Source organism: Geodermatophilus sp. SYSU D00742 (assembly GCF_054049935.1).
The window spans coordinates 58,919-78,026 of the sequence record NZ_JBJGYJ010000023.1 but is presented as its reverse complement, the minus strand read 5'-3'; the positions used below and the strand labels follow the sequence as shown (position 1 = coordinate 78,026).

15 protein-coding genes are annotated in these 19,108 nt (G+C 74.0%); 13 read left to right on the top strand and 2 right to left on the bottom strand.

Annotated elements, in window-relative coordinates:
- The 7 genes from ftsZ to ACI78V_RS15975 form a co-directional block, all read left to right on the top strand.
- On the top strand, positions 1 to 1,165 hold a 1,165-nt coding region (gene ftsZ / locus ACI78V_RS16005), incomplete at its 5' end, for a cell division protein FtsZ (RefSeq protein ID WP_456852442.1).
- A 44-nt stretch (positions 1,166 to 1,209) separates the two neighbouring features.
- Positions 1,210 to 1,893: a peptidoglycan editing factor PgeF gene (gene pgeF, locus ACI78V_RS16000; protein WP_456852440.1), complete on the top strand. Its 684-nt coding sequence runs from the start codon at positions 1,210 to 1,212 to the stop codon at positions 1,891 to 1,893.
- Between the two features lie 22 nt (positions 1,894 to 1,915).
- Positions 1,916 to 2,656, top strand: a complete 741-nt coding sequence (locus ACI78V_RS15995) for a YggS family pyridoxal phosphate-dependent enzyme (protein ID WP_456852438.1) — start codon at positions 1,916 to 1,918, stop codon at positions 2,654 to 2,656.
- Between the two features lie 41 nt (positions 2,657 to 2,697).
- The gene (locus tag ACI78V_RS15990) at positions 2,698 to 3,483 is read left to right on the top strand and encodes a cell division protein SepF (protein ID WP_456852436.1); all 786 of its coding nucleotides are present in this window, start codon (positions 2,698 to 2,700) and stop codon (positions 3,481 to 3,483) included.
- A gap of 55 nt (positions 3,484 to 3,538) precedes the next feature.
- Positions 3,539 to 3,835 (top strand): YggT family protein, encoded by a 297-nt coding sequence (locus tag ACI78V_RS15985; protein WP_456852434.1) that lies wholly within the window; start codon positions 3,539 to 3,541, stop codon positions 3,833 to 3,835.
- Positions 3,836 to 3,938: 103 nt separating this feature from the next.
- Positions 3,939 to 4,652: a DivIVA domain-containing protein gene (locus tag ACI78V_RS15980; RefSeq protein ID WP_456852433.1), complete on the top strand. Its 714-nt coding sequence runs from the start codon at positions 3,939 to 3,941 to the stop codon at positions 4,650 to 4,652.
- 188 nt (positions 4,653 to 4,840) lie between these two features.
- Complete coding sequence (locus ACI78V_RS15975) at positions 4,841 to 5,644, top strand: hypothetical protein (protein WP_456852431.1); 804 nt, start codon at positions 4,841 to 4,843, stop codon at positions 5,642 to 5,644.
- 19 nt (positions 5,645 to 5,663) lie between these two features.
- Here the strand turns inward: ACI78V_RS15975 and ileS are convergent, their stop codons facing one another.
- Positions 5,664 to 8,870 carry an isoleucine--tRNA ligase gene (gene ileS / locus ACI78V_RS15970; RefSeq protein ID WP_456852429.1) on the bottom strand — a complete coding sequence of 1,069 codons (3,207 nt, stop codon included), beginning with the start codon at positions 8,868 to 8,870 and terminating at the stop codon, positions 5,664 to 5,666.
- 101 nt (positions 8,871 to 8,971) lie between these two features.
- On the opposite strand from ileS, the gene ACI78V_RS15965 reads away from it, so the two are divergent.
- The gene (locus tag ACI78V_RS15965; RefSeq protein ID WP_456852427.1) at positions 8,972 to 10,483 is read left to right on the top strand and encodes a potassium/proton antiporter; all 1,512 of its coding nucleotides are present in this window, start codon (positions 8,972 to 8,974) and stop codon (positions 10,481 to 10,483) included.
- A gap of 86 nt (positions 10,484 to 10,569) precedes the next feature.
- Here ACI78V_RS15965 and mqo read toward each other — a convergent pair whose 3' ends face one another.
- Positions 10,570 to 12,063 (bottom strand): malate dehydrogenase (quinone), encoded by a 1,494-nt coding sequence (gene mqo, locus ACI78V_RS15960; RefSeq protein WP_456852425.1) that lies wholly within the window; start codon positions 12,061 to 12,063, stop codon positions 10,570 to 10,572.
- A 191-nt stretch (positions 12,064 to 12,254) separates the two neighbouring features.
- Here mqo and lspA point away from each other — a divergent pair, with 191 nt between their 5' ends.
- The 5 genes from lspA (at position 12,255) to dnaE (ending at position 18,972) form a co-directional block, all read left to right on the top strand.
- Positions 12,255 to 12,884 carry a signal peptidase II gene (gene lspA, locus ACI78V_RS15955; RefSeq protein ID WP_456852423.1) on the top strand — a complete coding sequence of 210 codons (630 nt, stop codon included), beginning with the start codon at positions 12,255 to 12,257 and terminating at the stop codon, positions 12,882 to 12,884.
- Positions 12,885 to 12,994: 110 nt separating this feature from the next.
- Positions 12,995 to 13,933 carry an RluA family pseudouridine synthase gene (locus tag ACI78V_RS15950; protein ID WP_456852421.1) on the top strand — a complete coding sequence of 313 codons (939 nt, stop codon included), beginning with the start codon at positions 12,995 to 12,997 and terminating at the stop codon, positions 13,931 to 13,933.
- 10 nt (positions 13,934 to 13,943) lie between these two features.
- Positions 13,944 to 14,723 carry a CPBP family intramembrane glutamic endopeptidase gene (locus ACI78V_RS15945; RefSeq protein WP_456852419.1) on the top strand — a complete coding sequence of 260 codons (780 nt, stop codon included), beginning with the start codon at positions 13,944 to 13,946 and terminating at the stop codon, positions 14,721 to 14,723.
- Entirely contained in the window at positions 14,720 to 15,169 is a 450-nt protein-coding gene (locus ACI78V_RS15940; RefSeq protein WP_456852417.1) for a GNAT family N-acetyltransferase, read from the top strand. The genes ACI78V_RS15945 and ACI78V_RS15940 overlap by 4 nt, the downstream gene beginning before the upstream one ends.
- A gap of 242 nt (positions 15,170 to 15,411) precedes the next feature.
- A complete protein-coding gene (gene dnaE, locus ACI78V_RS15935; RefSeq protein ID WP_456852415.1) occupies positions 15,412 to 18,972 on the top strand; it encodes a DNA polymerase III subunit alpha in 3,561 nt (1,186 codons plus the stop codon).
- Positions 18,973 to 19,108 lie beyond the last annotated feature (136 nt).

Below are 19,108 nucleotides of genomic sequence, written 5' to 3'. Positions count from 1 at the left end.
GGGCGAGGGGGTGGTGATGCGCGACGAGGACGTCACGCTCGAGGTCGGGGCGGAGCGGGGCGGGGGGGGGGCCGCCGGCCCCCCGCCCGACGTCGGCCGGCAGGCCGCCGAGGACCACCGCGAGGAGATCGAGGAGGTGCTCAAGGGCGCCGACATGGTCTTCGTGACGGCGGGCGAGGGCGGTGGCACGGGCACCGGTGGTGCGCCCGTGGTCGCCTCCATCGCCCGCAAGCTCGGCGCGCTGACCATCGGCGTCGTCACCCGCCCGTTCTCCTTCGAGGGCAAGCGGCGCGCGGTGCAGGCCGAGTCGGGCATCGAGGAGCTGCGCAACGAGTGCGACACGCTCATCGTCATCCCCAACGACCGGCTGCTGCAGCTCGGTGACCGGAACGTCAGCGTCATGGACGCCTTCCGGACCGCCGACCAGGTGCTGCTGTCCGGTGTCCAGGGCATCACCGACCTGATCACCACGCCGGGCCTGATCAACCTGGACTTCGCCGACGTCAAGTCGGTCATGTCCGGCGCCGGCTCCGCCCTCATGGGCATCGGCAGCGCCCGCGGCGACAACCGCGCCCTGCTGGCCGCGGAGCAGGCGATCGCCAGCCCGCTGCTGGAGGCCTCGATGGAGGGCGCCCACGGCGTGCTGCTGTCGATCTCCGGTGGGTCGGACCTCGGGCTGTTCGAGATCAACGAGGCCGCCTCGCTCGTGTCCGACGCGGCCCACGCCGACGCGAACATCATCTTCGGTGCGGTCATCGACGACGCCCTCGGCGACGAGGTGCGGGTGACCGTCATCGCCGCCGGGTTCGACGGCGGCAAGCCCAGCGGCCGCAAGGACGCCGGGGTCGCCTCCGTGCCCACCGCGGCCCCCGTGGCGCCGCCGGTCGCCTCCCGGATGCCGGTGCACCCGCAGCCGGTGACCGCGGCCTCCCCGGCGCCCACCGGTGAGCGGCTGGTCGGGTCCGCGCCGCAGGTCCAGCAGGCGCAGCCGGCGCCGCTGCCCTCCACGTCGCAGCTGCCCGGCCGTTCCGCGCCCGCGACCGGCGGGGGCATCACCGTGCCCCCGCTGCCGCCGGTGCCCGGGCCGACCGCCGCGGGCCGCCGCCCGCTGTCCGACGAGGACTTCGAGGAGGAGCTCGACATCCCGGAGTTCCTGCGCCAGTGAGCACGTCCCCGGCCGCCCCGCAGGCGGTGCGACCCCGACGGGTCGTGACCGACCGCCGGGGCGGCCGGTCCCGTGCGCCCTACGACTCGTTCAACCTCGGCGGGCACGTGGGCGACGACCCGTCCGACGTCGCGGCGAACCGGGAGCGGTTGGCCCGCGAGCTCGGCGTGGACGCGGACCGGCTGGTCTGGATGGACCAGGTGCACGGCACCGGCGTCGCTCTCGTCGACGGGCCGGTCGAGGGGCCCCTGCCGGCCACCGACGCGCTGGTCACGCGCACGCCGGGCCTGGTCCTGTGCGTGCTGGTCGCCGACTGCGTCCCGGTGCTGCTGGCGGACTCCCGCGCCGGTGTGGTCGCCGCCGTGCACGCCGGGCGGGAGGGCGTCCGGCAGGGCGTGGTCCCGGCCGCCCTCGCCGCCATGGCCGGGCTGGGCGCCCGGCCCGGTGACGTCACCGCGTTGCTGGGCCCGGCCGTCTGCGGTGCGTGCTACGAGGTGCCGCGCGCGATGCAGGCCGAGGTCGCCCGGGTCGCCCCGGCGGCTGCGGTGCGCACCCGGAGGGGCACCCCGGGGCTGGACCTGCGCGCCGGCCTGGCCGAGCTGCTCCGCGGGGCCGGCGTCGGCCAGGTGGTCCACGACCCCCGGTGCACCGCCGAGGACCGCTTCCTCTTCTCCCACCGGCGCGACGGCGTCACGGGGCGGCAGGCGGGGGTGGCCTGGCTCGGCTGAGGCGCGCTGGGAGCATTCCCCTGTGACCACTGCCGCCGACCGCCTCCGGGCCGTGCGTGCACGGGTCGCCACGGCGGCCCGTGCCGCCGGCCGCGACCCCGCCGAGGTGCGCCTGCTGGCGGTGAGCAAGACCTGGCCCGCCGCCGCGGTCCGCGAGCTGGCCGCGCTCGGCCAGGCCGACTTCGGGGAGAACCGGGCGCAGGAGCTGACCGGCAAGGCCGCCGAGCTCACCGACCTCCCGCTGCGGTGGCACATGGTCGGCCAGCTGCAGCGCAACAAGGCCGCGGCGGTGGCCCGCCTGGGTGCGGTGGTGCACTCGGTCGACCGGCTCCCGCTGGCGCGGGCGCTGGCGCGGGCCGGTGTCCAGCACGGGCGGCCGGTCGAGGTCTTCCTCCAGGTCGACCTCGGCGGTCCCGAGGGGGAGCTCGCGGCACGCGGCGGCGCCGCGCCCGACGACGTCCCGGCGCTGGCCGACGCCGTGGCCGCCGAGGAGGGCCTCCGGCTGTGCGGCCTCATGGCGGTGGCGCCCCGGGACAGCGACCCGGCGCCGGCGTTCGCCCGGCTGGCCGCGCTGGCCGAGCGGGTGCGCGCCGACCACCCGGAGGCGCGCGAGATCTCGGCGGGCATGAGTGCCGACCTGGAGCAGGCCGTCGCGGCAGGCAGCACGCTCGTGCGTGTCGGAACCGCGCTCTTCGGGGAGCGGCACCTACCCTCCCCGCAGGACGAGTCACACCAGTCACACGGGTCCCACCGGTCCGGGTGATGGACGCGCGCAACGAGGACGACACCAGAGGGGGAGGGCTGATGGCCGGGACCATGCGGAAGATGGGCATCTACCTCGGGCTCGTCGAGGACGACGACGCCCGCGCCTACGGCCGGTACGACGCCCGGCAGGCGGACTACGACCGGCACGACGACCGGCGCGGCGACGAGCGGCGTCTCGACGACCGCCGCTACAGCCGCTACGCCGACGACGCCTACGACGACCACTACGTCGAGGCGGGCGACCGGTACGCCGACGGTGACTACCGGGTCGACGACCACTTCGCCGACCTCGAGCCCGAGCTGCCCTCCCCGGACCCCGAGCCCGTGGCGCTGCCCCGCCGCAGCGGTGTCAACCGCAACATCGGCCTGGCCCCCGCCGCCTCGCCCCCTGTCGCCCGCCTCGGCGGCACGGCCGGCAGCGGCCTGTCGGCGACCGCAGGCTCCGGCGGTGGCGGATCCACCGCCGCCGGCGCCGCCGGCCTGGCCGTCCGGGAGCCGGCCCCGGCCGCGCCCGAGCCAGCCCCCGTTCCTGCCCCCGCCCCGAAGCCCTACCGGATCACCACGCTGCACCCGAAGACCTACAACGAGGCCCGCCAGATCGGTGAGGCCTTCCGGGACGGCAGCCCGGTCATCATGAACCTGACCGAGCTCGACCACGCCGACGCGCGACGGCTCGTCGACTTCGCCGCGGGACTGATCTTCGGGTTGCGCGGTAGCATCGAGCCCGTCACGAACAAGGTGTTCCTGCTCAGCCCGAGGGACGTCGACGTGACGGCCGAGGACAAGGCGCGGATCCGCGAGGGCGGGTTCTTCAACCAGTCCTGAGGCCGACGCCCACGAGTGGACCCGGCACCCGGAGTGCCCCGAACGAACGAGGACCGTGGCTCTCTTCTGGCAGATCGTCTCATCGGTGCTGCTCGTCTTCCTCGTCCTGCTCTTCGCGCGGTTCGTCGTCGACTGGGTCATGGTGCTGGCCCGCAGCTGGCGGCCCTCCGGTCTGGTGGCGGCGGGGCTCGAGGTGGTCTACGCGACCACTGACCCGCCACTCAAGGCGGTCCGGAAGGTCATCCCGCCCCTGAACCTGGGCACCATCCGGTTGGACCTCGGGTTTATGGTGCTGTTGATTGCCGTGTACATCCTGCGTGGCATCACGACCTCACTCGCCGCCGCCGCGTGACCCCCGAACCCACCGGGGAGGGTGACGCCCGGAGGGTGGGTGCGGTCCGCCGTCGCTCGTCCGAGAACGTCCCTGTTCCCGCTGTCCGACCCGAGGTGACCCGATGCCATTGACGCCTGCCGACGTGCACAACGTCGTGTTCAAGAAGCCGCCGATCGGCAAGCGTGGCTACGACGAGGACGAGGTGGACGCGTTCCTCGACGTGGTCGAGGCCGAGCTGGCGCGGCTGATCGAGGAGAACAACGAGCTGCGCTCCGGGTCGGCCACCGGCCGGACCCCCCGCCAGGACGCGCCGGAGCCCGCCGCCGCGCCGCCGCCCCCGCCGGTCGCCACCCCGCGCGAGGACGACAGCATCCGGGCCTCCCGGATGCTCGCCCTGGCCACCGAGACGGCCGACCGGTACGTCAACGAGGCCAAGGCCCAGGCCGACCAGATGGTCGTCACCGCCAAGACCAACAGCGAGCGCATGGTCACCGAGGCGCGCGCCAAGAGCGAGCAGATGGTCAGCGAGGCCAAGATGCGCGCCGACTCGATGATCGGCGACGCCCGCACCCGCGCCGACACGATGGAGCGCGAGGCCCGCGCCAAGGCCGCCGCCCTCGACCAGGACGCCGAGCGCCGGCACACCGAGGTCATGGGCACCCTCGAGGAGAAGAAGAGCAGCCTCGAGCGCAAGATCGAGGAGCTGCGGACCTTCGAGCGCGAGTACCGCACCCGGCTGCGGTCCTACCTCGAGTCGCACCTGCGTGACCTGGACAGCCGCGGCTCGGCAGAGCCCGCGTCCAACAGCCGGCAGAACCAGCACGCCAGCGCCTGACCGAGGACCCGTCCTCCCCACCTCCGCGCGGCGGAGGGGGGCGGGACGGGGTCGCGCAGCACGGGCCCCCGGACGCCGTCCGGGGGCCCGTCGCCGTCCGGGGCCGGTCGCCGTCCGGGGCCGGTCGCCGTCCGGGGCGGGTCGCCGTCCGCGGGCGGCCCCTGCACCGGCCCGGCTACAGTCGGTCCGTGATCTCGGCAGCGGGCCTGCTGGTGCTGATCGGTCTGGGGATGTTCGTCGGCGGGCTCGTCACCGACACCACGGCCTTCTACTGGGTCTGCGTCGCCTCCTGTGGCGTGGCCGCCGTCCTGCTGGTGCTGACCCGGGTGGGCCCGGCCCGGCACGTGGCGGACCCGGCCGGCCGCGCCGTGTCACCCGCCGCGGTGCGCGGACCCGCGTCCGGCGGGCACCGGGCCGCGGACGGTCCTGCGTCGGGCGGGCAGCGGGCCGCGGGCGGTCCCGCGTCCGGTGGGCAGCGCGCCGTGGACGGTCCGGGCTCCGGGGGGCACCGCGCGGCCGGGTGGCCGCTCGAGGACGACCCGGGGCGGGCTGTGCGTCCTCCCGCGGCCGGCGAGGAGCCCGTCGCCCGCGAGTGGGCGGGCCGGTCCGCGGCCGGCGAGGCGCCGACCAACTCGTCCGCCGCCGGGAACGGTGCCGACGACAGGGGGACGCCCGACGACGCGCCGACGGGGGCGCACGTGGCCGCCCCGGCCGGGGTCCGCAGCCCGTCCGACGACGGGGAGCCCGTCGAGGAGGACGTCGAGGTCACCGACCTGCTGCTCGTCGTCGACCTCGCCGACGACGTCCTCGTGGTCGACGAGCACCCCCGCTACCACGTCGCCGGCTGCGTGCACCTGCGCGGGGAGACCGCGATCCCGTTGCCCGTGGTCGAGGCCCGGGCCGACGGGTTCACCCCGTGCGGGACCTGCCGCCCGGTGCGGCACCTGGCCGATATCGAGCGCACCCGGCGCCGGACCGCCCGCGGGAACTGAGCCCGCGGGCGGCTCGGGTTCAGCCGGCTGCGCGCGCCACCCAGAAGCGGGAGCCGGCGGGGCCCTCGACCGCGTCGCCCTCACCGGCCGTCCCGGGGTGCACCCGGACGGCGAGCACCTCGTCGGCCACCTGGGCGCCGTGCTCGGTCAGTGCCCGGTCCATCTGAGCCGCGGCGGGGGAGTCGCCGTCGACGGTCCACCACAGCTCGATGCGGTCGCTGACGGCCAGGCCGCTGCCCTTGCGGGCCTCCTGGACCAGCCGGACGGCCTCGCGGACCAGGCCGGCCCGCTCCAGCTCGGGGGTCAGCTCCAGGTCCAGTGCCACGGTCAGCCCACCACCACTGGCCACCGTCCAGCCCTCGCGCGGGGTCTCGGTGACCACCAGGTCGCCCTCCTCCAACGGCACGGGGACGCCGTCCACCTCGACCGAGGCGCTGCCGGACCGGTAGGCGGCGACCAGGGCGGCCGCGTCGGCGGCGGCGACCGCCCGGGCGACGGCCTGGACCTGCTTGCCCAGCCGCCGGCCGACGGCCCGGAAGTCGACCTTCACGCTGACGTCCACCAGGTCGCCGCCGACGGCCGACAGGTCCATCAGCTCGGCGACGTTGAGCTCGTCGGCGACCTCGGCGACGAGCTCACGCGGGAGGTCGGACCAGCCCGGCGCGGCCACGACGGCGCGCGCCAGCGGCTGACGGGTGCGCACCTTGGCCGAGGTCCGCGCCGAGCGGCCCAGCTCGACCAGCCGCCGGACCAGGGCCACCCGGGCCACCAGCTGCTCGTCGCGGGCCCCGGCGTCCACCTGCGGCCAGGCGGCCAGGTGCACGCTGTCGGGGACCTCGGACCCGCCGGCCGCGCCCAGCCCCGGCACGACCGCCCGGGCCCACACCTCGTCGGTGACGAACGGGGTGAACGGCGCCATCAGCCGGGTGAGGACGTCGAGCACCTCGTGCAGCGTGGCCAGCGCGGCGGGGTCGCCGTCCCAGAACCGGCGGCGCGAGCGGCGGACGTACCAGTTGGAGACGTCGTCGACGAACTGGGCGATCAGCCGGCCGGCACCCTGGGTGTCGAAGTCCTCCAGGGCCGCGGTGACCCCGTCGGTGACGGCGGCCAGCTCGGCCAGGGCCCAGCGGTCCAGCAGCGGCCGGTCGGCCCGCGCGGGAGCCGTGCCGTCGTCCCGGCCGCCCGCCGGGTCCCACCCGTTGGTCTCCGCGTACAGGGTGAAGAAGCTGGCGGTGTTCCAGTAGGTGAGCAGCACCTTCCGGACCACCTCGGACAGCGTCTCGTGCCCGACCCGGCGGGCCGACCACGGCGAGCCGCCGGCGAGCATGAACCAGCGCACGGCGTCGGCGCCGTGCCGGTCCATGAGCGGGATGGGCTCCAGGATGTTGCCCAGGTGCTTGCTCATCTTCCGGCCGTCCTCGGCCAGGATGTGCCCCAGGCACAGGACGTTCTCGTAGGAGCTCTCACCGAACACCAGCGTGCCGACGGCCATCAGCGAGTAGAACCAGCCGCGGGTCTGGTCGATCGCCTCGCAGATGAAGTGCGCCGGGTAGGCCGCCTCGAACTCCGCCTGGTTGCGGTACGGCGCACCCCACTGGGCGAAGGGCATCGACCCGGAGTCGTACCAGGCGTCGATGACCTGCGGCACCCGCCGGTAGGTGCCCTCCTCGCCGGGCCGGGTGAAGGTCACCTCGTCGATGAACGGCCGGTGCGGGTCCAGGTCGGACAGGTCGCGCCCGGTCAGCTCCGACAGCTCCGCCAGCGAGCCGACCACGACCATGCGCTGTGGATCGGCGTCGTTGCGCCAGACCGGCAGCGGCGTCCCCCAGAACCGGTCGCGCGACAGCGCCCAGTCGACGTTGTTGCGCAGCCAGTCGCCGTACCGGCCCCACTGGATGTGCTCGGGGTGCCAGTGCGTCCGCTCGTTCTGGGCGAGCAGCTGGTCCTTGACCACCGACGTCCGGATGTACCAGGACGGCTGCGCGTAGTACATGAGCGGCGTGTGGCAGCGCCAGCAGTGCGGGTAGCTGTGCTCGTAGCGCTGCTCCCGCCACAGCACCCCGCGCCGCTGCAGGTCGACCACGAGCTCGTCGTCGGCGGCCTTGAAGAACCGGCCGCCGACCAGCCGGACGTCGGGCAGGAAGTGACCGCCGGGGTCGATCGGGTTGACCACGGGCAGGCCGTAGCCGCGGCAGACGGCGAGGTCGTCGGCGCCGAAGGCGGGGGACTGGTGGACCAGCCCGGTGCCGTCGTCGGTGGTCACGTAGTCGGCGAGGACGACGAAGTGGGCGTCCTCGCCATCGGGGAAGTCGACCAGCTCGAAGGGCCGCTGGTAGTGCACCCGCTCCCAGTCGCGGCCGGTGGTGCGGGCCAGCACCTCGCGCGGCTCGTCCCCGAGGACGGCGTCCAGCAGGGGCTCGGCGACCACGACGGTCGCCTCCTGCCCCTGGTGGGTCGTGCGGGCCACCACGTACGTGACGTCGGGGTGCACGGCGACCGCGGTGTTGGACGGCAGCGTCCACGGCGTGGTCGTCCAGATCAGCAGGTCGGCCCGGCCGGCCCACTCGCCGCTGGTGACCGGCAGCCGCACGTACACCGACGGGTCGGTGATCGACTCGTACCCCTGGGCGACCTCGTGGTCGGACAGGCCGGTACCGCAGCGCGGGCAGTAGGGCGCCACCCGGTGGTCCTCGACCAGCAGGCCCTTCTCGAAGACCTGCTTGAGCGACCACCAGACGCTCTCGATGTAGGCCGGGTCCATCGTCCAGTAGGCGGTGGACATGTCGACCCAGTAGCCCATCCGGTGGGTGAGCTGGCTGAACGCGTCGACGTGCCGCATGACCGACTCGCGGCAGCGGGCGTTGAACTCCGCGATGCCGTAGCGCTCGATGTCGGGCTTGCCCGCGAAGCCGAGCTCCTGCTCGACGGCGATCTCCACCGGCAGGCCGTGGCAGTCCCACCCGGCGCGGCGGGGCACGTGCCAGCCCTGCATGGTCTTGAACCGGGGGAACACGTCCTTGAACGCGCGCGCCTCGATGTGGTGGGTGCCGGGACGCCCGTTGGCGGTGGGCGGCCCCTCGTAGACGTTCCACTGGGGCCGGCCGGCCGAGGCCTCCAGCGAGCGGGCGAAGACCTTGTCGGCCTCCCAGCGGCCCAGGATCTCCTGCTCGAGGGCGGGCAGGTCGACCTGAGGGGGCAGCGCGCGGAAGGGGCCGGGAGAGCTCACGTCCCCATTGTCCCCGAGGCGTCCGGCGGCCCGCCGGTGGACTGCTGGAACCGTGCCGTGACGTCGGTACGGGAGACTGCGGAGGTGGACAGGGCCGCCCGGTGAACACGACGGTCACCCTCGCGCTGGCCCTCGGTGCGCTGATCGTCCTCGTCGCGGCCGTCGCGCTGCGCCTGGCCGACCGACTCGGTCTGCCCAGCCTGCTGATCTACCTCGCGCTCGGCGTGGCCCTGGGGGAGCGCGGGCTGGGCATCGACTTCGAGGACGTGCAGCTCACCCAGACCCTCGGCGTCGCCGCGCTGGTCGTCATCCTCGCCGAGGGCGGCCTGACCACCCGGTGGCACGACGTCCGGCGGGCGATGGGGCCGGGCGTGTCACTGGCGACGATCGGCGTGGTCGTCAGCGTGGCCGTCACCGCGGCGGTCGCCGTCTGGCTGCTGGACTTTCCCTGGGCGTTCGCGCTGCTGCTCGGCGCCGTGATCAGCTCGACCGACGCCGCCGCCGTGTTCGCCGCCCTGCGCCGGCTGTCGCTGCCCCGGCGTCTGGCGGCCTCGATCGAGGCGGAGAGCGGGCTCAACGACGCCCCGGCGATCCTGCTGGTGACCAGCCTGGCGGCCTACCTGACCGGGGCGGAGGCGCACGCCTGGTGGCTGGTCGCCGTGGAGATCGTCGCCGAGCTGGTCGGTGGCGCGGCGATCGGCATCGCCGTCGGGGTGGCCGGGGCCGAGCTGTTGCGCCGTGTCGCCCTCCCGCTCGCCGGCTTCTACCCCCTGGCGACGCTCGCGTTGTGCGTGCTGGCGTACGCGACGGCGTCCCTGGCGCACACCTCGGGCTTCGTCGCGGTCTACCTGGCCGGGGTGGTGCTGGGCAACGCCGCCCTGCCGCACCGCTCGGCGAGCATCGGCTTCGCCGAGGGCATGGCCTCCCTGGCCCAGATCGGGCTGTTCGTCCTGCTCGGGCTGCTGGCCTCGCCGGACCGGCTGGACGAGGCGCTGGTCCCCGCGCTGATCGTGGGCGGGGCGCTGCTGCTGCTGGCCCGGCCGCTGTCGGTGCTGGCCAGCCTGGCGTGGTTCCGGCTGCCCCTGGCGCAGCAGACCTTCATCTCCTGGGCCGGCCTGCGCGGGGCGGTCCCGATCGTCCTGGCCACCTTCCCGGTCGCCGCGGGTGTCGACGGCGCGGTCCGCATCTTCGACACCGTCTTCGTGCTCGTCGTCGTCTTCACGCTCATCCAGGGCTGGTCGCTGCCGTGGGTGGCGCGCCGGCTGGGGATCGCCGCGCCGGTGACCCCGCGGGACGTCGACGTGGAGTCCGCGCCGCTGGACGAGCTGGACGCCGACCTGCTGCAGCTCACCGTGCCGCAGGGCTCCCGGCTGCACGGCGTCTACCTGCCCGAGCTCCGGCTGCCCGAGGACGCCGCGGTGGTGCTCATCGTCCGCGACGGCCGTCCGTTCGTGCCCGACGCGAGGACCCGGCTCATGCGCGGTGACCAGGCGCTGCTGGTGTCGGCCCGGCGCTCCCGGCCGGAGGCCGAACGCCGGCTGCGCGCGGTCAGCCGCGCCGGTCGGCTGGCCGGCTGGCGCGGGGAGACCGGCGCCGCCACCGAGACGGACTGACCCGCGCCGACCCCGGGCTCGTCCGCGGCTCTCCCCCGTGCTCATCCGCGGATCCCCCCGTGCGGATCCGCGGATGAGCGTGGGGGTCAGCCGTTGAGCTCGAGGGTCTGCATCGTCTGCGCGCGGACCTCGGCGAGCAGGGCCGGGTCGTCGGCCAGGCGGCGGCCGTAGGAGGGGATGGCCTCCCGCAGCGCCGGGCGCCAGGCGTCGATCCGCTCGGGGAAGCAGCGCTCGAGGACGGTGAGCATCGCGGACACCGCGGTCGAGGCACCGGGGGAGGCGCCCAGCAGGCCGGCGATGGTGCCCTCGCCGCCGACGACGAGCTCCGTGCCGAACTGGAGGACGCCGCGGCCGGTGGCCGGGTCGCGCTTGATGACCTGGACCCGCTGACCGGCCGTGATCATGTCCCAGTCGTGCTCCTCGGCCAGGGGCACGAACTCCGTCAGGGTCCGGTGCCGGGCGCTGCGCGACTGGAGCAGCTCGCTGATCAGGTAGCGGGTGAGCGCCATCTCGGTGCGGGCCACACCCAGCATCGAGCCGAGGTTGCCGGCCTTGACGCTCAGCGGGAGGTCGAACACCGAGCCGGCCTTGAGGAACTTCGGTGAGAAGCCGGCGTAGGGGCCGAACAGCAGCGAGTGGTCGCCGTCGATCAGCCGCAGGTCGAGGTGGGGCACCGACATGGGCGGGGCCCCGACGGCTGCCTGGCCGTAGACCTTGGCCTGGTGGGCCGAGACCAGCTCGGGGGAGCGGGTGCGGAGGAACAGGCCGCTGACCGGGAAGCCGCCGAAGCCGCGGATCTCGGGGATGCCGGCCTTCTGCAGCAGGGGCAGGGCGCCGCCGCCGGCGCCGACGAAGACGAAGCGGGTGCGCACGGTGCGCTCCTCGCCGCTGACCGTGTCGCGGACCGTGACCGCCCAGCGGCCGTCGGTGCGGCGGCGCACGCCGGTGACGCGCTGGTCGACGTGCACGTGCACACCGCGGTCCTCGGCGGCGGCCAGCTGCAGCCGGGTGAGGGAGCCGAAGTCGACGTCGGTCCCGGCGGCCGACCGGGTCGCCGCGACCGGCTGACCGGCGCGCCGCCCGGCCATCACCAGCGGGGTCCACCCGGCCAGCTCGGCCGGGTCGTCGGTGTACTCCATCCCGGCGAACAGCGGGGAGGCCGACATGGCCGCGTACCGGTTGCGCATGTACCCGCGGCCGGCGTCGCCGGTGACGAAGCTGATGTGCGGGACGGGGGTGATGAACTCCTTGGGCGCCCCGGTCAGCCCCGAACGGACCAGGTGCGACCAGAACTGCCGCGACACGTGGAACTGCTCGTTGATGGTCTCGGCCTTGGTCACGTCGACCGAGCCGTCCGGGCCGGCCGGCGTGTAGTTCAGCTCGCAGAGGGCCGCGTGTCCCGTGCCGGCGTTGTTCCAGGCGTCGGAGCTCTCCGCGGCCACCTGCGCCCCGGACTCGAAGACGGTGACGCTCCAGTCCGGGGCGACGACACCGAGCAGCGACGCGAGGGTCGCGCTCATGATGCCGCCACCCACGAGGACTACGTCGGGGTCGGTGGCTGGGGCGAGATCGGTGGACACGACGGCCTTCCGTCATCGAGGGGAGAGCTCTGCTCAACCAAAGTCGGCCACTTTCGACACCAACATGTCACCCGGCGTGGTGAGTTGCGTCGCACTGCGTCATGAGATGGATCACACCGAGCCGGGTTGCGTGCCCCCTGCGGGGACGGCAGGGCTCGTCGAGGAGCGCGGCTATCGTCGGGGGGACGGCGGTGACCGGCCGCGCCAGCCACGACCGAGGAGCACCCCTGTCCGAACCCAGCGGCCCGCCGGACGACGCGGCTGCGACGGAGCCGGCGCCCGCCCGCCGTCCCCGCACCCGCCTGCTGCTCCTGCTCGCCCTGGTCGTGTTCTGCGCCGACCTGGCCAGCAAGCTGCTCGTGGTCGCCACCATCGACCGCGGTGAGAACGTCCGGCTGCTCGGTGGCGCGCTGTACCTGACCCACGCGCGCAACACCGGCGCGGCGTTCTCCTTCGCGGAGGGTTTCACCGTCGTCTTCACGCTGATCGCGGCCGTCGTCGCCGTCGTCATCGTCCGCACCGCGCGCCGGCTGTCCTCCACGGGCTGGGCGGTCGCGCTGGGGCTGGTGCTCGGCGGCGCGCTGGGCAACCTGGTCGACCGTGTCTTCCGGGAGCCGGGGTTCCTGCGCGGCGGCGTCGTCGACTTCGTGTCGGTGTTCGCCCCCGACGGGCAGGTGTACCCGATCTTCAACGTGGCCGACTCGGCGATCGTCTGCGGCGGCGTCCTGGGCGTCCTGCTGGCCCTGCGCGGCATCGAGTTCGACGGCTCCCGGGCCCCGGGCCGCAGCGGTGCCCACGACGGCGGCCCCACGCGCCGCTGAACGGTGGGCCCCGGCCGGGCGACGCGCCGCCACCGGTCGCAGGCCCCGCACCGCCGCGAGCCCGCGAGGGCCGGGGAGGAGGGGGTCCCTCCTCTGTCACGATGGGGTACGTGACCAGCTCCGCGGGCCAGCACCGTGCCCTCCCGGTGCCCGACGGGCTGGAGGGCCAGCGGGTCGACCAGGCCCTGTCCCGGCTCTTCGGCCTCTCCCGCGGCGCGGCCGCCGACCTCGCCGATGCCGGCGTCGTGCTGCTGGACGGGCGGGTCCGGGGCAAGGGGGACCGGGTCAGCGGCGGCAGCTGGCTGGAGGTCGAGCTGCCCCCACCGCCGGGTGAGCCGACCGCGCCAGAGCCGGTGGCCGGCCTGACCGTCGTCCACGACGACGACGACATCGTGGTGGTGGACAAGCCCGTCGGCGTCGCCGCGCACCCCAGCCCCGGCTGGGAGGGCCCCACGGTGGTCGGCGGGCTGGCCGCGGCCGGGTACCGGGTCTCCACCTCCGGCGCGGCGGAGCGGCAGGGCGTCGTCCACCGGCTGGACGCCGCCACGACCGGGCTGATGGTCGTGGCCAAGAGCGAGCGCGCCTACACGGTGCTCAAGGCGGCGTTCAAGGAGCGCACCGTCGACAAGGGCTACCACGCCCTCGTCCAGGGCCACCCCGACCCGTCCCGCGGCACCATCGACGCGCCCATCGACCGGCACCCGAGGCACGACTGGAAGTTCGCCGTCGTCCAGGGCGGGCGACCCTCGGTGACGCACTACGAGGTCGTCGAGGCGTTCCCGGCGGCCAGCCTGGTCGACATCAAGCTGGAGACCGGCCGCACCCACCAGATCCGCGTGCACTTCTCGGCGCTGCGCCACCCGTGCGTCGGCGACACCACCTACGGGGCCGACCCCACGCTGGCCGCGCGGCTGGGGGTCGCCCGCCAGTGGCTGCACGCGGTGCACCTGGGCCTCGCGCACCCGGCCGACGGGCACTGGATGGAGTTCCGCAGCCCGTACCCGGCCGACCTCGCCGGCGCGCTCGACGTCCTGCGCGCCGAGGCCTGAGGCACCACCGGTGGAGGGGCTGCCCGCCTCACTGGCCGACTACGGCCCCGCGGCGCTGTCGGCGGTGGTCGTCGCCGGCTACCTCGTGCTGGGCGAGCCGGTCGTCGGTCACGTGCTGCACCGCCGGTTCGAGGGGCGGCTGCGCGCGGACGCCGGCGCCCGCCGGTCGTTCTACCGGCGGCTGTTGGTGCTCGAGTGGGGGTTGGCCCTGCTGGCCCTGGCCGTGTGGCTGTCCGCGCCCGGGGTCACCGCCGGGGGCGTCGGCCTGCGCTGGCCGCAGGAGTGGCCGGGGCCGGTGTCCGGCGCGGCCGCGGTCCTGACGCTGGCGTTCGTGGTCCTCTCCACCCGGGCGTTGCGGTCGGGGGCGCTGGCCGGGGTCGCCGAGGTGCAGCGCCGGCCGGGGGAGGGGCGGCACGCCGAGCCGTCGGTGCACGCGACGCTGGCCCTGCTGCCGCGCACGCCCGGCGAGCGGCGGCTGTTCACCGTCGTCGGCGTCACCGCCGGGGTGTGCGAGGAGTGGCTCTACCGCGGCTTCTTCCTCGCCGTGGTCGCGGCGCTGGCCGGCGGGCTGCCCACCCCGGCGCTGGTGGCCGTCGCCGCCCTCGGGTTCGGCCTGGCGCACGCCTACCAGGGGGTCGCCGGCGTGGTCACCACCGGCGTGCTCGGCGGGGTGCTGGCCGGGCTGTACCTGGACACCGGCTCGCTGCTGCTGCCGGTCCTGCTGCACGTCGTCATCGACCTGCGCTTCCTGCTGGTGCCGGCCAGCGCGCTGCCGGCGGTGGCGCGGTGACGGGCCGGCAGGGCCGTGACGGCGGGTCGGTGGGGGTCGTCACCGCCGCCGACTGGCCGGAAGTGGTGGCCCTGCGCACCCGTGTCTTCGTCGACGAGCAGGGCGTGCCCGCGGAGATCGAGCGCGACGAGCACGACGCCACCGCGGTGCACGCCCTCGCCCGCGACGCCGCCGGCCGCGTGGTGGCGACCGGGCGGCTGCTGGTCCGCGGCGGGCGGGCGGTGATCGGCCGCATGGCGGTGGACGCCGCCGTCCGCGGCCGGGGGCACGGCGCGGCCGTCCTCGCCGAACTGCACCGGCAGGCGGTGCGGCTGGGACTGGGCGAGGTGGAGTTGCACGCCCAGGTGGCCGCCCGCGGTTTCTACGAGCGGGCCGGCTACACCGCCGTCGGCGAGGAGTACCAGGAGGCCGGCATCGCGCACGTGACGATGGTCCGGCGGCTCTGACCGGCGGTGGAGCCCCGCAGGGCCCGGGCCACGTCGGTCCCCCGTCGGGCGGTCCGGTGTGAGCAGACACGTCCTGTCAGACCCTCGGCGTAGACCTCTCCCAGTGCGAGGATCGATCCACCGACCCGGAGGCCCGAAGGGGTCGGCCACGTCGGCCGCGCACCGCCCCGCCGGTCTTCCCCGCCGGTCGTCCGCGGACCACGACGCCCGGGCACGCACGACCGTGAGGAGCACCTGAGCACGTGAGCACCCCGTCCGACTCGTTCGTGCACCTGCACGTCCACACCGAGTACTCGATGCTCGACGGTGCGGCGAAGCTGCCCGAGGTCACCAAGGCCGCCGCCGAGCAGGGGATGCCGGCGCTGGCCATGACCGACCACGGCAACGTCTTCGGCGCCTACGACTTCTACAAGCAGGCGAACGCGGCCGGCGTGAAGCCGATCATCGGCATGGAGGGGTACTACACACCCGGCTCGAGGTTCGACCGGGCGCCGTTCGACTTCGGCGACAACCTCATCGACGAGGACGGCGAGGGCGGCTCCTCGCGCGGCAAGGCCGCCTACACGCACATGACCCTGCTGGCCCGCACCACCGAGGGGATGCACAACCTCTTCCGCATCTCCTCGCTGGCCAGCCTGGAGGGTCAGTACCGCAAGCCACGGTTCGACCGCGACCTGCTCGAGCGCTACGGCAAGGGCCTGATCGCCACCACCGGCTGCCCCTCGGGCGAGGTGAACATGTGGCTGCGTGCCGGCAAGGAGGACCGCGCCCGCCAGGCCGCCGCGGACTTCCAGGACATCTTCGGACGCGAGAACTTCTACGCCGAGCTGATGGACCACGGGCTGTCCATCGAGAAGAAGACCCGGCCGGCGCTGCTGGCGATCGCCGAGGACCTCGGCATCCCGCTGCTGGCGACCAACGACCTGCACTACACGCACAAGGAGGACGCCGAGGCCCACGACGCCCTGCTGTGCATCCAGACCGGGTCGCGGCTCAACGAGCCCAACCGCTTCAAGTTCAACGGTGACGGCTACTACCTCAAGAGCGCCGCGGAGATGCGCGCCCTGTTCCCCGGTGAGCTCGCCTCCGCCTGCGACAACACGCTGCTGGTCGCCGAGCAGTGCGAGGTGTCGTTCACCGAGGGCGCCGACCTCATGCCCCGCTTCCCGCTGCCGCCGGGAGAGGACGAGACCTCCTGGTTCGTCAAGGAGGTCGAGCGCGGGCTGCACAAGCGCTGGCCCAACGGCATCCCCGACCACGTCCGCAAGCAGGCCGACTACGAGGTCGGGATCATCACCCAGATGGGCTTCCCGGGGTACTTCCTCGTGGTCGCCGACTTCATCAACTGGGCCAAGGACAACGGCATCCGCGTGGGGCCGGGCCGTGGGTCGGCCGCCGGGTCGCTGGCCGCCTACGCCATGGGGATCACCGACCTCGACCCGCTGGCACACGGCCTGATCTTCGAGCGCTTCCTCAACCCCGAGCGCGTCTCCATGCCCGACGTCGACATCGACTTCGACGACCGCCGCCGCGGCGAGGTCATCCAGTACGTCTCGCAGAAGTACGGCGAGGAGCGGGTCAGCCAGATCGTCACCTACGGCACGATCAAGGCCAAGGCCGCGATCAAGGACGCCGCCCGGGTGCTCGACCGGCCGTACTCCGTCGGCGACGAGCTGACCAAGCTCATGCCGCCGTCGGTGATGGGCAAGGACATCCCGCTGTCGGGGATCTTCGACCCGGCCCACCCGCGCTACAAGGAGGCCGCGGAGTTCCGCGCCCGGTACGAGTCGGACCCGGGCGCGGCCGAGGTGGTCGACCAGGCCCGCAAGCTGGAGGGCCTGAAGCGGCAGTGGGGCGTGCACGCGGCCGGCGTCATCATCGGCCGCTACCCGCTGATCGACAGCATCCCGATCATGCGGCGCGAGGCCGACGGCGCGGTCATCACGCAGTTCGACTACCCGACCTGCGAGACGCTCGGCCTGCTGAAGATGGACTTCCTGGGCCTGCGCAACCTCACGGTCATCGACGACGCGCTGCGCAACATCGTGGCCAACGGCAAGGAGCCGGTGGACCTCGACGAGATCAGCAAGGACCTCACCGACAGGGCCACCTACGAGCTGCTCTCCCGCGGTGACACCCTCGGCGTCTTCCAGTTCGACGGCGGGCCGATGCGGTCGCTGCTGCGGCTCATGCGGCCGGACAACTTCGAGGACATCTCCGCCGTCGGCGCGCTCTACCGGCCCGGCCCGATGGGCGCGAACTCGCACACCAACTACGCGCTGCGCAAGAACGGCCAGCAGGAGATCACGCCGATCCACCCGGAGCTGGCCGAGCCGCTCGAGGACATCCTGGGCGGGACGTACGGCCTGATCGTGTACCAGGAGCAGGTCATGGCGATCGCGCAGAAGGTCGCCGGGTACTCCCTCGGCAAGGCCGACCTGCTGCGCCGCGCGATGGGCAAGAAGAAGAAGTCGGTCCTCGACGCGGAGTTCGTCGGGTTCGAGGCCGGCATGAAGGAACGCGGCTACTCCGACGCGGCGATCAAGACGCTGTGGGACATCCTCGTCCCGTTCGCCGACTACGCCTTCAACAAGGCCCACTCGGCCGCCTACGGCCTGGTCTCGTACTGGACCGCCTACCTCAAGGCCAACTACCCGGCCGAGTACATGGCAGGGCTGCTCACCAGCGTCGGCGACGACAAGGACCGTCGGCCGATCTACCTGGCCGAGTGTCGCCGCATGGGCATCAAGGTGCTCCCGCCGGACGTCAACGAGTCGTCCTGGGACTTCACCGCCGTCGGCACCGACATCCGCTTCGGCCTGGCCTCGGTGCGCAACGTCGGGCACAACGTCGTCGACTCCATCGTCCGAGCGCGCGAGGAGAAGGGGGCGTTCAAGGACTTCCCCGACTTCATGCGCAAGATCGACACGGTCGCCTGCAACAAGAAGGTCATCGAGTCCCTGGCCAAGGCCGGCGGGTTCGACTCCCTGGGCCACTCCCGGCAGGGCATCGTCGCCGTCCACGCCCAGGCCGTCGACTCCGCGATGGCGCTCAAGCGCAAGGAGGCCGAGGGGCAGTTCGACCTCTTCGGCAGCTTCGGCGGCGACGACGGCGCCGACGACCCCTTCGGCGGTGCGCTGGAGATCGCCATCCCCACGGCCGACTGGTCCAAGAGCGAGCGGCTGATGTTCGAGCGCGACATGCTCGGCCTCTACGTCTCCGACCACCCGCTGCACGGCGTCGAGCACGTGCTCGCGGCGAACGCCGACACCCCGATCGCCGAGATCAACGCCGGGGGCGTCGAGGACGGCGCGAACGTGACCATCGCCGGCATCCTCACCGCGGTCTCCCCGCGCACCAACAAGCAGGGCGCGCCGTGGGCGATCGCCACGCTGGAGGACCTCGAGTCCGGCATCGAGGTGCTGTTCTTCCCCAAGACCTGGGCCGAGGTGTCGGAGAAGGTCGTCCGCGACCAGATCGTCGTGGTGAAGGGGCGGATCAGCCGCCGCGACGACCAGCCCTCGCTGTTCGGCTCCGAGGTCACCATCCCCGAGCTCACCGAGGGCCCGCGCGGCCCGGTGCTGGTCTCCATGGCAGCGGCGCGCTGCACGCCGCCGGTGGTGGAGCGGCTGCGGGAGGTCCTGGGCAGCCACCCGGGCACCACCGAGGTGCAGCTGAAGCTGGTCAACGGCAGCCGGGAGACCGTGCTCCGCCTGGACCAGGGCCTGCGGGTGCGGCCGAGCACCGCGCTGATGGGTGACATCAAGGCGCTGCTCGGGCCCACCAGCGTCGCCCTGCTGTGAGGGGGGACCCCGTCCTCCCCGCCCTCCGCAGGCTCGGCACGGGGCCGCGACGAGCCCCGGGACGGAACCGCCCGGGGCGGCGCCGAGGAGGCCGACCGGTGCCGGGGAAGAGCCGTCCGGCTCCGCGGGGTTGACT

Bases quoted from the DNA above. Each gene is read 5' to 3' on its own strand.
- ACI78V_RS15990 (WP_456852436.1), top strand. From the start codon at position 2,698: ATGGCCGGGACCATGCGGAAGATGGGCATCTACCTCGGGCTCGTCGAG.
- ACI78V_RS15980 (WP_456852433.1), top strand. From the start codon at position 3,939: ATGCCATTGACGCCTGCCGACGTGCACAACGTCGTGTTCAAGAAGCCG.